11 protein-coding genes and 1 pseudogene are annotated in these 13287 nt (G+C 62.8%); 5 read left to right on the forward strand and 7 right to left on the reverse strand.

Going from position 1 to position 13287, the window contains the following annotated elements:
• Positions 1-4: 4 nt before the first annotated feature.
• The 3 genes from HMF7854_RS10865 to HMF7854_RS10875 all read right to left on the reverse strand — a co-directional run bounded on the left by HMF7854_RS10865 (position 5) and on the right by HMF7854_RS10875 (position 4307).
• A complete protein-coding gene (locus HMF7854_RS10865; protein ID WP_221766436.1) occupies positions 5-568 on the reverse strand; it encodes a c-type cytochrome in 564 nt (187 codons plus the stop codon).
• 11 nt (positions 569-579) lie between these two features.
• Positions 580-2604 (reverse strand): PQQ-dependent dehydrogenase, methanol/ethanol family, encoded by a 2025-nt coding sequence (locus HMF7854_RS10870; RefSeq protein ID WP_338056336.1) that lies wholly within the window; start codon positions 2602-2604, stop codon positions 580-582.
• Between the two features lie 986 nt (positions 2605-3590).
• Positions 3591-4307: an IS6 family transposase gene (locus HMF7854_RS10875; protein WP_126719109.1), complete on the reverse strand. Its 717-nt coding sequence runs from the start codon at positions 4305-4307 to the stop codon at positions 3591-3593.
• A gap of 52 nt (positions 4308-4359) precedes the next feature.
• Between HMF7854_RS10875 and HMF7854_RS10880 the strand changes: the two genes are divergently transcribed.
• The 5 genes and pseudogenes from HMF7854_RS10880 to HMF7854_RS10900 all read left to right on the forward strand — a co-directional run bounded on the left by HMF7854_RS10880 (position 4360) and on the right by HMF7854_RS10900 (position 7937).
• Positions 4360-4794 carry a DUF6481 family protein gene (locus HMF7854_RS10880; protein ID WP_126719110.1) on the forward strand — a complete coding sequence of 145 codons (435 nt, stop codon included), beginning with the start codon at positions 4360-4362 and terminating at the stop codon, positions 4792-4794.
• 126 nt (positions 4795-4920) lie between these two features.
• Positions 4921-5558 (forward strand): annotated as a pseudogene (gene gntA / locus HMF7854_RS10885) (guanitoxin biosynthesis heme-dependent pre-guanitoxin N-hydroxylase GntA).
• A gap of 60 nt (positions 5559-5618) precedes the next feature.
• A complete protein-coding gene (locus HMF7854_RS10890) occupies positions 5619-6143 on the forward strand; it encodes a DUF1989 domain-containing protein (protein WP_126719111.1) in 525 nt (174 codons plus the stop codon).
• A 311-nt stretch (positions 6144-6454) separates the two neighbouring features.
• Positions 6455-7411, forward strand: coding sequence for a fatty acid desaturase (locus HMF7854_RS10895; RefSeq protein WP_126720184.1), 957 nt, complete (start codon positions 6455-6457; stop codon positions 7409-7411).
• Positions 7404-7937 (forward strand): DUF1003 domain-containing protein, encoded by a 534-nt coding sequence (locus HMF7854_RS10900; protein WP_126719112.1) that lies wholly within the window; start codon positions 7404-7406, stop codon positions 7935-7937. The genes HMF7854_RS10895 and HMF7854_RS10900 overlap by 8 nt, the downstream gene beginning before the upstream one ends.
• An 839-nt stretch (positions 7938-8776) precedes the next feature.
• Here the strand turns inward: HMF7854_RS10900 and HMF7854_RS16275 are convergent.
• The 4 genes from HMF7854_RS16275 to HMF7854_RS10920 all read right to left on the reverse strand — a co-directional run bounded on the left by HMF7854_RS16275 (position 8777) and on the right by HMF7854_RS10920 (position 13236).
• On the reverse strand, positions 8777-9133 hold the full coding sequence (locus HMF7854_RS16275; RefSeq protein ID WP_126719113.1) for a carboxylesterase family protein: 357 nt from the start codon (positions 9131-9133) through the stop codon (positions 8777-8779).
• A gap of 574 nt (positions 9134-9707) precedes the next feature.
• A complete protein-coding gene (locus HMF7854_RS10910) occupies positions 9708-11594 on the reverse strand; it encodes an AI-2E family transporter (RefSeq protein ID WP_126719114.1) in 1887 nt (628 codons plus the stop codon).
• Positions 11591-12889, reverse strand: a complete 1299-nt coding sequence (locus tag HMF7854_RS10915; RefSeq protein WP_126719115.1) for a YihY/virulence factor BrkB family protein — start codon at positions 12887-12889, stop codon at positions 11591-11593. The genes HMF7854_RS10910 and HMF7854_RS10915 overlap by 4 nt, the downstream gene beginning before the upstream one ends.
• A complete protein-coding gene (locus HMF7854_RS10920; RefSeq protein WP_126719116.1) occupies positions 12886-13236 on the reverse strand; it encodes a membrane lipoprotein lipid attachment site-containing protein in 351 nt (116 codons plus the stop codon). The genes HMF7854_RS10915 and HMF7854_RS10920 overlap by 4 nt, the downstream gene beginning before the upstream one ends.
• Positions 13237-13287 lie beyond the last annotated feature (51 nt).

Genomic DNA, 13287 nt, shown 5'->3' on the forward strand with positions numbered 1-13287 from the left:
GCTCTCATTGCCCTTCGATCGCGAAGCCACCGTCCGCGGTGCCGGGTGTCGCCTTGCTAGGCGACCGCGCGGCGAAGTCGCCCTGAAGATCGCGCTGGTATCCTTCAGGCGAAATGCCGCCGCCGAGCGACGAGACGTATGCAGTCAGCTGCCAGAGAGATCGCGGCGGCAGCGACCGCCCCCAGGCGGGCATGCCTTGCGGCCTTCCTTCGACCAGAGTCTTGTAAATGCGGACCGGCGTGCCGCCGTAGCGCCAATAGCCATCGTTCAGCGCCGGCCCCATGCCGCCCTCTCCCTTGAAGCCGTGGCAGTAGGCGCAATTCATCCGCGTATAGAGCTTACGGCCTGCCGCGATCGCCGACGGATCGTCGCCGAGCGGGTTCACCATGGCTTCGGGGTAGGTGACACTACGGCCACCGGCCACGTCGCCAAGCGGCACGCCGGCGGCCTCCGGATCAGCGCCGACCGTGCGGGCGATCCGCTGCTGGATTCCTTGCTGGCGCGAACTGATCGCCCAAGCAGAGGCGACCGCTCCGATCAGCGCCGCACCCGCCGCGATCAGCGCCACACCCCCAGCCTTCATCGTGCCCGTCCCTGCCGGGCGGCGGCAGCGGCACCCTGGATCCCGTCGAGCGAAAAAACATACAACGTCGAACCGCGAGCCGGGAAGCCGGGCCGCCCGGTCTGGAGCATGGCGACGCCCCCGGCGCCGCTCGGCACGGCAATATACTGCCTGCCGTCCGGCCCGAGGTAGGAGGTAATCTGGCCAGTGATCCCGGATGACAATTTCTGCTGCCAGAGCAGCTTGCCGTTGTATGCGTCAACGGCCCGGAGCCAGCCGTCGGTGGTGCCATAGAAGACGAGGTCACCTGCTGTGGTGAGTGGCCCCATCAGCACCATGAACTTTTCAGTCCGCTTCCACGCCAATCGTCCATGCACCGGGTCCCAGGCGAGGAACGCTCCCCAGTCTCCGTTTGCGCCGTCCGCCGAGTAGCGTGTCGTTTCCATCCCGTCGTACGGAGTGCCGGGGATGTACGCGACCTTGTGGTCGGTCAGGTCCATGCACAGGTTGAAGATGCCGACGTAGATCAGACCGCTGCGCGGTGAGAACGCCGGCGGTTGCCAGTCTTTCTGACCCACGTCAGGCGGGCAGATCCGCTCCACCTTGATTTCGGGCTTTGGCTCCTTGGCGGGATCGACGATCGGGCGCATCGTGCGTCGGTCGATCCCTCTGGACCAGTTTTGTAGCGCGAAGTTGTCTGCTTTCAGCACTTCACCGGTCGCACGGTCCAGGACGTAGGCGTAGGTGTTGCGATCAAAGTGGACGACCGTCTTCCGCATCCGCCCGTTGACCGGCATGTTGAGCAGCATTTGCTCATTGACGCCGTCGTAGTCCCACTGGTCGTGAGGAGTGTATTGATAGAACCAGACCGCCTCGCCGGTGTCTGCATCACGCGCGAATACGCCGCTCGTCCAGAGATTGTCGCCGGGACGCTGCGCCGGCACTCGGGGTCCGGGATTGGACGTCCCATAGAAGATCAGGTTGAGCTCAGGGTCGTAGGAGATGAAGCCCCAGACCGACCCGGCACCCTGCTTCCACATGCCAGGCGGCCAGCTCTTCACCCCCCGGTCCTTGCCACGGTACTGAGGATAGAAGGGCTTGAAACGCGGACCGATCTTGACGTCCTTGTCGGGACCTACCGAGTGCGCTCGCCAGAGTTCCTTACCTGTCTCGACGTCAAGGGCAGCAACCCAGCCATCCACGCCAAGCTCACCGCCTGAATTGCCGACGTAGATCTTATCCTTCACCGCGAAGGCCGCCATCGTCATCGTGATGCCGTCCTCAACGTTTGCCATCTTGGTACGCCACACCTGCTTGCCGGTCTTGGCATCGACCGCGACTACGTGGTCGTCGAGCAGGTTGTAGATCAGCTTGCCGTGCGAATAGACCCATCCGCGCAGCACCGGATCGCAGCAGGCTTTCCCGATTGCCACCGGGCTGGGCTGAGGATCAAACACCCACTTGATGGGAGCGCCGGGCTTGCTGAGGTCGAGCGCGAAGGCGCGGTTTGGGTATGGCGCGACCATGTACATCGTGTCGCCGACTACCAACGGTGCACCTTCGTGCCCGTGTAGCGCACCGTCCGAGAAGGTCCACGCCATCCGGAGGCGGCCTACATTGCCACGGTCGATCTGCGCCAGCGGGCTGTAGTGGGTATTAGCGTAGTCGCGCGCTGGGCTCGTCCATTCGCCGGGAGGTGAATTTGGCGCCGGATCATAAGTTATACCATAGGCCGCGGGAGTCGGAGCAACCCTACTGCTCTCCGCCTCATGGGTCGCGGTCTTCGAACACCCTTGCACTGTCAGAAGGGCGCAGATTGCCAACATTCGTGGCGCGGGGGTCAATCGCCAGTGATTTCCTGAAAGGCTACCCCCAGCCCTACATTCTGCCTGCCTCGACAAGCTTTCAGCCTTTGGTACTGTACTCGTCGTGGCGGCAAACATTAATACGTCTCCAGCCCGGAGCGGCCACGTAGCTCCGCTGAATCGACGACGCACCAACATAGGACACTCGGCGCCCCGTATTCGCGTTTTCAGCCGCATCCATCTCGGCGCCACCTACAACGAGCAGCTACTTGCTGAACGAGCGTCCGCTTACCGGCGATTTTGTGAAGTAATACAGCGTTTGCACGTAGCGCTAAGCAGACCTTCGGCTCCTCCTGAACGGGCGTCGGCTTTCCCCCGTGCTCACCCAAAAGCAGTCGGTCCGCTAACCACCAGGCGCAGGCGTTCGGGGGAAGCCGGCTCGAGCGGCTACAAGTGGCCGGAAGCGGATCGTCCGCTTCTCGACGCCACGGCGCCCTTCCAGCCATTCGTTCAGCTTGGCCGCGAGCGACCGCTTTCGACCCGTTGCGGACATTCATTTTGGCTGGCTAAGTTGTGCTCGCTGGCAAGCGGGGGCGAGATGAACCGTTTCATGATCGTGGGCCAGCCAGGCGCTGGCAAGAGCACGTTGGCCGCCCAGCTTGGTCGGCGGACGGGGTTGCCCGTGGTCCACATCGACAAGATTCATTGGCAGCCCGGATGGGTCGAACGCAGCAAGAACGAAAAAACTAGGCTCTGCTTGGATGTAAAGCAGAAGGAACGATGGATCTTCGAAGGAGGGCACTCGGCTACGTGGCCCTCCCGTCTGCGGCGGGCCGATATGCTGGTCTGGCTCGACTTCCCGGTGACTCTTAGAATGTGGCGCATAACGAGGCGAGCCATGTCTGGGCGAGGCAGAACTCGCCCGGACATGCGGACGGATGCCCCGAGCGCTTGCGACTGTTACCGGACTTTCTAGTGTTTACCTGGAGAACGCGAAGGTCGGTACGGCAAAGGCTATAGCAACTCGTGAGTGGGGCTCCCGATTCCTGCAGAGTGATCTGCCTTCGCTCCGACGCTGTCCCTTCACGATGAAGAAGCAACTGCCGACGAGACGGCCAGAATGGCTGCCGCAGACGGGCTGCGGGGACAGGCCGCCGCATGGTGCTGTCAGACTAAGTCGCACTTGTCTCCGATTGACGAGGCTTAGTCTTTGAGACGTCGGGTCAGGCGATCAGCGACTGCCACTCGGCGAGGGAAGCCGAGCGGCGGAGCTTGTAGGTGGTGCGATCGACGAAGTGACGTTCGGAGTTGAAGTGGTTGTGGACGTTGGCGTGAACCGAGGCGAATTTTTGCAAGCTCGCCATTCGTCGGAACCGAAGCATTGCCCGCTCCCGTCGTCGGAAGCTCAGGTGGCTGTTCTCGACCCGGTTGTTTGCCCAGCGTCCGACCTCCTGCTTCTCGGTGTTGCCAAGCTCGGTCATGGCTGCCTTGTACGAGCGAAGCCCGTCAGTGGTGATCGCCTCGGGTGACCCATGGCGCTTCAGCGCTTTCTTCATGAAACGGAGCGCCGCGCCTTTGTCCCGCTCTCTGGTGACGAAGCTTTCAAGCACCTCGCCTTCGTGATCCACGGCGCGCCAGAGATAGCGCATCTCGCCGTTCACCTTCACGTACATTTCGTCCAGATGCCAACGCCAGTGGCGGAAGCCGCGCATGCGGCTGACCCGCTGCCGGCGGATGTCGGCGGCAAACAGCGGGCCGAACCGGTTCCACCAGTGGCGCACGGTCTCGTAGCTGATGTCGATGCCTCGCTCGGCCAGCAGGTCTTCGACGTTTCGAAGGCTGAGCGGGTACTTTACGTACAGCATCACCGCCAAGCGGATCACCTCGGGCGAGCTGTTGAAGTAGCGAAACGGGCTGGCGGGGACGCGGCGACGAGGCATGACGCCTCCCCCTACCCCCACCGTCTTACCGACCGGTGCATTTGCTCTGACAATGCCGTTTGACAAGATCCCCGCTTCGGGCTGCTCCGATCATTTCGCGACGACACGAATTCGGCATTGGGAAATGCGGCGTTATCGAGCTTGGCTCGTTTTTTGGGTCATGACACCATTCAAAAATCCTTCTTTCCAGGACCGCGCAGGCCAAGCCGCGGCCGAGAAGATCAAGGCGTTGGCGCAACTTCGGCGCAGGCCGGAGCCTGATGAAGAGTCAGTCGTCCGAACAAAGGCCGCCGCCGAGCGGCGGGAGGCACTTCGGGCGGGTAACGCGGCAAGGAAAAGGAAGGAAGCGGAAGAGGCTGCTGAAGAGGCAACTGCGGCGAAGACCGAAGCTGTCCGCAAGGCCGCTGAGCCAGTGCCGACTGAGGCCGAGCGGAAAGCACAACGGGACCTTCGTTATGCAGCCCGGCAGACCCGCAAGAAGAATTGACCTACTCACTTGCCGTTGATTGAAAGATCGGCGGAACGCCGCATGGTCGCCGGCCGTATAGACATCATGCTTCCCTAATCAGCCCGTTTTCCCGCCCATCCGGCGCAGGAAGACTTACGCACGCTTCTGCGACACCATGTGTCTGCTTCCGATTTTCCGTGCGTCGGAGCCAAGGCGGCGGCGGCCAAGGGGACGCTCGAGGTACTGTCGTGCCGCGCCATCGATTCTGCGTGGGACGATGTCCGGATACACGACCGACTGCTCGGCTAGGCCAAGACCTATCGGGCCGCGCCAACGCTGTTCCGCAGCCTCCCAGTCATATTCGAGGTCCAGACGAGCTTAGAGAGGCCGAATTCGAGCAAGCCTTATGGCAACGCGTTCAATCACTGTCGGACAAGGACGTCTGGCGGGGCCAGCAGTACGACCTCCGGGTCAGCCGCAACCCGCAGGACGACCATTTTTCGCTTAGCTTCGGCGGAGAAGCCTTTTTCGTCGTCGGCCTGCACCCGCACGCGAGCAGGCCCGCGCGCCGTTTTGCGCGCCCAACGATGGTGTTCAACCTGCACAATCAGTTCGAGCAGCTTCGCGCAGCGGGCAAATATGAGGGAATGCGCGAGACGATCATGTCACGCGACAAGGCCGTTGCAGGGAGCCGGAATCCAATGCTCGCGCGACATGGCAAGATGAGCGAGGCGCGGCAATATTCCGGTCGCGTGGTCGATGATAGCTGGAGATGCCCGTTTCAATATTCGGGCATCGAATGAGCAAGATTCTGGCCATCACCGAGCGAAGCGACGGCCTTCAGCCTCCCAGACGGCGCGACGTTGAGTGTAATCGACCCGAAGGGCGAGCAAGTCGCGGATCTCCTGGCGTTCAATGCCAAGGATTTGGGCGAGGTCATTTCGTCCGGTCGCTCGCTGGATTATGCCGAGACCATCAACCTGACCGCCGGACACAAGCTTTATTGGAACCGCAGCCGCGTGATGCTCGACATCGTCGCCGACACCGTCGGCCGACACGATTTTCTGCTGACCCCATGTTCGGAGGATACGTTCCGGCACTTCTATCCAGATTTGCTTGTCCATCGTGGATGCTTCGGCAATCTCGTCGAGGCGCTTGCTCCTTTCGGTGTGACCCCCGACATGATTCCGACCGCCTTCAACTGTTTCATGAACGTGTCGGTCGATGGAACGACGGGCAAGTTCGCCGTTCTTCCGCCCACCAGCACGGCGGGCGACAGCATCACCTTCCGCGCGAATATGGATCTCGTCATCGGTCTCACCGCCTGTTCGGCGCCCGCATCGAACGGAGGGACGTTCAAGCCGATCCACTATTCGATCGAACGATGACGCCCGCCCAGCGACCGACTTTCGCCAGATCCTCTTCTAGCCGGTACTGACGACGGCGGAATGGCCAGACGCGAACGTGCCGCAAGCGAACGATCGGCACTTCTCATTTTCGCGTGCGTTATCTGAGGGTTCCCGCTCACCTTTGCTTGCCGACGACTCCCTCCCGGAGGCAGATGGCGCGCTTACCGTTCTTCCGATTGGATAAGTGTTTGAGTTTACCTCCGGCGCAAACTGTTTTCGCGCATCGTACACGACGAAGCAGAACCGCTGCTTTGGCGCCGCTCATGCGGCCCAGCGATGGTCGAGCGTTGATGGAACTTGCCTTAAGCGTGGTTCCCTTCGCTTTGCTCTGGCTTGTGATGGTGCGACTGGTGGATTCCCACTATGGCCTCGTCCTGATCCTTGCCGTTCCAGCCGCAGGATTTCTGATTCGCCTGTTCCTGATCCAGCACGACTGCGGCCACGGCTCTTTCTTCGTCAAACGCCGAGCCAACGAATGGATCGGTCGCTGCGCGGGTGTTCTCACCTTGAGCCCCTATGCTTACTGGCGACGAGTTCACTCGATGCATCACGCCGGCACAGGAAATCTCGATCGTCGCGGAATCGGCGATGTCGACACGCTGACGTTGCGCGAGTTCCATCAGATGGGTTCTTGGCGCCGGCTGCGATATCGCGTTTACCGCAATCCTGTCATCCTCTTCGGACTCGGTCCGGTGTGGCTGTTCCTCATCCAATATCGTCTTCCGGTTGGATTGATGCGCAACGGCTGGCGCCCTTGGCTGAGCGCGATGGGCAACAATTGCGCAATCGGAACGCTCTACGCCGCGATGATTCTGGCGGTTGGATTACGTACCTTTCTGCTGGTGCAGGGACCCATCTTATTGCTCGCATCAACGGTCGGCGTCTGGTTGTTTTATATTCAGCACCAGTTCGAGCAGACCCAGTGGCGGCACGCCGAAGAGTGGACGTTCGAGGAAGCCGCGCTGCTGGGAAGCTCTCACTATACACTTCCCGTGTTGCTCCAGTGGTTCACCGCGAACGTCGGCATCCACCACTTGCATCACTTGCACAGTACCATCCCCTTTTATCGGCTTCCCGCGGCACTGAAGATGACCCCCGAGCTTTCGAGGATCAATCGCCTGACGTTTCGGGATAGTCTGCGCTCCGTGAACCTCGTGCTCTGGGACGAGTCAGCAAGTCGCCTGGTCACCTTTCGTGAAGCTCGACGGGTAAACGGCTTGCAGCAAGGCGGATCCGGCAATGATTGAGCGGTGGAAGTCCGATCCCGACGGTAGCGTCGAGCAGTTGGCGGAGTTGCAACGCGAGCATGACTGCTCGACAGGCCTGATGCAGAGGCTCGCCAATCGTCTGACGACGGAGCTTGGACGCCCGGCAACGGTTTCGGTCGTAATCCTGACGATTGCATTCTGGAGCGGGGCCAATCTTGCGGCGCAGAAGCTCGGGCTTCAGGCGGTTGAGAAACTTCCCTTCCCGGACCTCGGGATTGTTGTCGCTGTCGTGGCCTTGATCGTGGCACTCCTGATCCTCACCACTCAGGAGCACCGAAATCAGCTCGCCGAGAGTCAACTGCAACTGACAGTGGAGATCGCCCTGATGAGCGAACGGAAGGTCGCGAAGATAATCGCTTTGCTGGAAGAAGCTAGACGAGAGGACCCGGCGCTAAGGTCGAGGATCGATCCCGAAGCCGAAGCGATGGCCGTTGCGGGGAAACATCATGTCGCTGGGGGAGATGACCCAGACTTGCCGACGACCGGGAACGACACAGGGGACTAGGATCAGCCGGACGACAACCGGTCGGCAAGCGCGCGGGGGGCGGTGACCTAACCCTCCCCGGCTGGCCGATCGCGCGACGTGTCCCGCTTGGGCGGTCGTCGCGTATTCTTCCGGATGAACTCTTCGCCCTCGCGCATCGTCGCGACCGGGTGCTCGGTTGGCGGCGCGCCGTCGTGCTCGAGGACAACCTTGTAGGAGGATCCTTTGCCATATGCCTTGACGATCCGACCCGCGGTGGCGTTTCCGTGCGATCCGCTCGAGGACCCATGCGCCTGTTCGGCCGAGCCGTCTCCACGAGACTGAGCCGCATCTAAGTCGGTCGAATCACGATCGCACATTTGCTAACTCCCGCCTCCGGCGCACGGATTTCCAGACACGAAACCCTGCTTCGCCCACGCGACATGGGTGGGCTTGTGGAAAGAACAATATCGATCACTGCGATCGCCGACGGTTCGGAAGCGAAAACGACGACCGACGTTTGTCCCGGGACGCGCCCACTCGGTCGACTGGCGGCCGCCAATCAGCTAGGGTGCAGAGCTATACACCCGAGCTGCCAGGCGGATCACCTTGGGTAAGCGCTTGATTGAGCGGAAGGGACTTGCGGGGGTGGCGGCGGGATATCCGTCTGCCCTACCCCGCCTCTTAGCTGGAGAGTGCAAATACCCGGACGATGCCCGCTGACGGTACTGTCAGAGATAATGCACCGCGGTTTTCCCACCTGGTTAGTGCGGCATCTTCAAGTTCGAGGTTCGTCAGATGTTCTGCTTTCCGACCGGTTCAGTTCCGGCATCGCAAGCTGCCTTGAGTAGCGTAGCGCGGGGCTTTGAACCAGATTCTGGTTAGTCTGACAGTACCATCCAAACTATTACAGGCCGTTTGTCGGCTTCCAGGGGCGCCCAGATGTTGAGCCGCAGATAGTCGGTCCCGTCGAGCCCGCCGTGGCCAACTAGAGCGGCGACATCAAGTCGCGAAAAAGGTCGAATCTTGTGAGGTGCGCAGGGACCAGCGTCGGCGGCCTCGCGGACTTCGGTCCACGGCGCGGCCGGCTGGGGAGGCTGGAAACGCCGCTCACCGACCGGCGGCGCCGCGTATGGGAGCCCGAGAAAGCGGCGGATGCCGGCGTGCATATGGCCCCGCACAGTTCCGGCGGCGATTGTTACGGTGAGCGCGTCAGCGCCTTCTGTTTGGCCGGTCATGACCACTCCCTACAGTCGGGCGCGGTGACTCTGCACTCGCGCTCGGTTTGCAGAATGGACCTTTTGATTTGCTCGTTGTGACCAAGAGACGGCACGGGCTGGCGAAAAGGTCGTCAGCCTGCACTAGCCTTCAGCCTGAGCGAAGGTCGGCTTGGCTCAACCCGAGAACCCGCGCATGGCGCAGAAGACCCATTCTCAGACGCTCAGGGCTGCATGCTTGGCGACCGTAAGCGGACCATCGTTCATCGAGGTGCCTTGCGGCCGGAAAGACCCACTGGCGGACGCCCACGCTTTGATCAACGCTGCCCGTAAGCGGACGTTCGTTCATTGCGGTCGGTGGCGGCCGCAAAAACCCATTCCCGGACGCTGAGGCCTTGCTTTCTAGCGCCCATGACCGGACGATCGTTCATTGGGGCTGGCTGATGCCGGAGAGACCCACCAGTAGACTTTCACGGTCACTCTAGTGCTTCCGGTGTCCGGAGGTCTACTTGTGTAAAGCGCGACAAACGGGGGCATGGCGCCTCCCCTACCCTCACCTACTTACCACATTGGTGCATTCGGTCGAACAATGCCGTCAGGTGGCTTCAGCCGCGGTGTTCGGACTGGCGGCGATCTGGGTCACGGCGTCAGCGAGTGAGCCGACATAGCGGTCCGCGCCAAGCGTGCGCTGGATAGCGGCATCGCTCAGCGCGGCTTCGCCCTGCGGCCAAAGCCCAACTATAATGCGCGCAGCCGGTGCGCGTTCGCGCAGGCGGCGTACCAAGTAGCGAAGCTGGGCCGGAGAGCCAATCACCTCCAGATAGGAAACCGCGATGACGTCGATGCCCGTCACGTCGAGAGTTGCGATAGTCTCGCGCGAGACGGACGCATTTGGGACGCGGCGTGCCTCGACGCCCTTCTGCCGGAGCAATTGCGCGAGCATGGCGGTGACCACATCGTCGAAGGACCCGTGACCGGCAACGCAGATCGCGTTGACGCTCGATGCGATCGGCTCAGTCGCGCTCGCGGAAGGGCGCAGATCGGCGATGACCGAAAGCATCGAGCGGGTCATGCGCACCGCGCCGTCCTGATCGATTGTGCCGCGCGCCTGGTCCTCGACGGCGAGCTTGAGGCCTTCCAGCACCACGCCGTCATAATAGTCGGTGAGAGAGCGATCGGTAAGTAGCGTCTCGGCCTGCGCTAGAGCCTCGTCAGGATTGTTGGCGAGGATGCGCTGGTAGAAGCTCTCGACCGGCGTCAGCGCCGGTCGGTCGCCGAGCAGGACGTCGAAGAATTCCAGGCTCTTCACGTGGCGGCCCATCACGACGAGGCAGAGCGTAAGCGGAGTCGACATGATGAGTCCGACCGGCCCCCACAACCACGACCAGAAAATGGCGGACACGATGACGGACGCCGGCGAAAGCCCGGTGGAGTGACCGTAGAGCATCGGCTCGACGACGTAGCCGGTGAGCGGTTCGACGACGACAAACAGCGCGATTACCTCGATGGCCATGATCCAGCCAGGGTCGACCGCGGCGCCGAGGGCGGCGGGTGCGACGGCAGCGAGAAACGAGCCGATATAAGGCACGAAGCGCAGCAGGCCGGCCATAATCCCCCACATGGCGGGCGACGGGATGCCGATCGCCCAAAGGCCAAGCCCGATGACGATGCCAAAGCTGGTGTTCACCGCGAGCTGCGAGAGGAAGTATTTGCTCAGCCGCTGGCCGGCGTCATCCATCGCGCGAGTGGTGCGGTGGAGGTCGGTCGAGCCGAACACGCGGATGCAGCGGTCGCGCAGGTCCTCCTTCTGCATAAGCACGAAAATTGCGACGATGAGGACGATGATTGTGGTCTCGAGGGGCCCGAGGATCGGCGCCAGCACCACCTTCGCGATCGTGAAGGGTGAGGCGCCGTCGGAGACCACCTGGACGGGCACGGGCTTGCGGGCGCCCGACGCCGACGATCGTTGCACGTCGAGGCCCGTGCCGGTTGCCGGCGTCGGCGCGGCGCCAGGAGCGGGCTTGCCGCTGCCGAGCTGCTTGGTGATGGAGGCGAGTCGCGCGACCGCGAACCCCTGGACGCCCTGCACCTTGGCCTCGATCGTCTGCGCGTATTGCGGCGCGTTGACGGTTAGCGAGGCGGCTTGACTACCGATCAGGGTTCCGATCAGCCCAAGCACCCCGAGTGCGGCGAGCACGGTGACAATGACCGCTGGCGCGCGCCAAAGGCGGAGCCGCTGCAGGAAGTTGACGACCGGTGACAGCACGAACGACAGCATTACCGCGAGCGTGATCGGGATTAGCACCTCTTGGCCAAAATAGAGCGCGGCGATGACGAGCGTGCAGACGGCAACCGCTGCGAGAGTCTTCAGCTCGGGGGCGGAGGCGGGCCTGACCTGCGCGGCGCCGGGGGAGTCAACAGGGGCCTCACGGCTGCCGGTGACGACATCCTTGTAGCCGGCAACGCTGTCGAGATTGCTCATCGGAGAAGCGCTTTCGTCGTGAATTCCGTATCAGCGGCACGGACGTGGGCGCGCCAAGTCAGCAGACCACCGCCAGCGAGACATAGCAATCCTCGTGTCGCCGAGCCGCGCTGACCGATGAGCGTGAGCCCGGTAGCGATAAGGGTCATCGGCACCACCCCGACGGGCACGTCACCGACGTGGCGGCTGATTCGTGACGCGGCGATACCAGCGGTGACCGACGCTGCGAGCGAGGATTTGCACGGCGCCCGTCTGCCATTCGTCCCTTGGGCGTCATTGGGCTTATCGATCCTCGGCGGCGTATCGGCGCCCGTGGCGGTCGTGTCCGCCATGCTGGCGCCGCGTTTGCCCATCGGCGTGTCCGGCCCGGTGGTGGTGTCCTTGGCAGTCTGGCGCTCAATCTCGGCGTTGAGTTCGGCGCCGAGCAGCACTACGAAAGCGGTGACGTACAGCCACATCAGGAACGACACGACCGCGCCAAGCGCGCCGTATGTCGCGTTGTAGCCCGCGAAGTGGCTGACGTAGAGCCCGAACAGGAAGGTTGCGAGCAGCGCGACGACGCTCGCGAAGACGGCACCAGGGGTCAGCCATGTCCAACGGGCATCCTGCCGATCGGGGCCGTAGCGGTAGATAACCGCGACTAATCCGCTGGCAACCAGCGCGGTGCCGATCCAAAGGCCGCCAGTAACGAGCGGTGCGGCGAAGGCGGGCAGATGGATCACCGTGCCGATCAGGCTCATAGCGCTGATCGCAAGCATGGCGACGATTGCGACCAGCACCGCGCCGATCGTGAAGGCAAACGAGAGGCCGGTGGTGCGTAGAAAGTTGCGCGTCTCGCGCTCGTCGTACGTGACGTTGAGCGCGCCGATTACCGACGTCGCGCCGCGCATCGCGCCGTAAATCGCGAGCAGGATGGCGATGACGAGGCCGATTGTGGTGCGCGTGACCGGGGTCTCGGTCATGCTCTTCATCTGGTCGGCGACGATCTTGGCGGCGTCGGTCGGCAGGATTCGCGTCAGCGTCTCGAGGCGGCTCGCGACGTCAGCGGGTGCCGCGACGATCCCGTAGATAAGGACGATCGCTGCCAGCATCGGCACGAAGGCGAGAAAGCTGTAGAAGGCGACGCCCGCGGCGAGCAGGCTGATATTGTCCTCGTTCGTCTCCTGCCAGGTGCGGACCGCGATGTCGCGCCATCCGGTCTTGGGAATCTCCCAGAACTGGCGCGCGCTGCGACCGCGCCCGGCACGGGGCGCGGCCCCGCCGTCTTCGGGTAATACGGTGGCGGCGGCGGTCATTGGCGGACCGCCTTAACGCGATCGTCGAAGACGTTGGCGCGCTTGTCCGCCCTGGCACGGATCTGCTTGGCCTCCGCTTCGAGCTTGTCGGCACGGCCGTCGGCTTCCCCGCGGATCGCCTTGCCCTGCTGCTTCAGCTCATCGGCCTGCGCATCGCGTACGTCGGTCGCGGCCTTGTTGACGCGGTCCTGCGCTTCGCCCAGCTTCTGGTTCGGCCCCTCGCTCTTGTAAGGCTGGCCCGATGCGGCGGCGGCGGCTTGGTCGCGCTCCTTGCCCGCCTTCTCGGCGGGGCCGTTGCAGGCGGCGAGCGATAGCACCGCGGTCGCGGCGAAGAGAGAGCGTTTCATAATGTGTCGCCTCGTGAGGCCGGGCGGCCAACACCGCCCGGAGCGGATCAG

It is taken from the genome of Sphingomonas ginkgonis, assembly GCF_003970925.1.
GTDB lineage: Bacteria > Pseudomonadota > Alphaproteobacteria > Sphingomonadales > Sphingomonadaceae > Sphingomicrobium > Sphingomicrobium ginkgonis.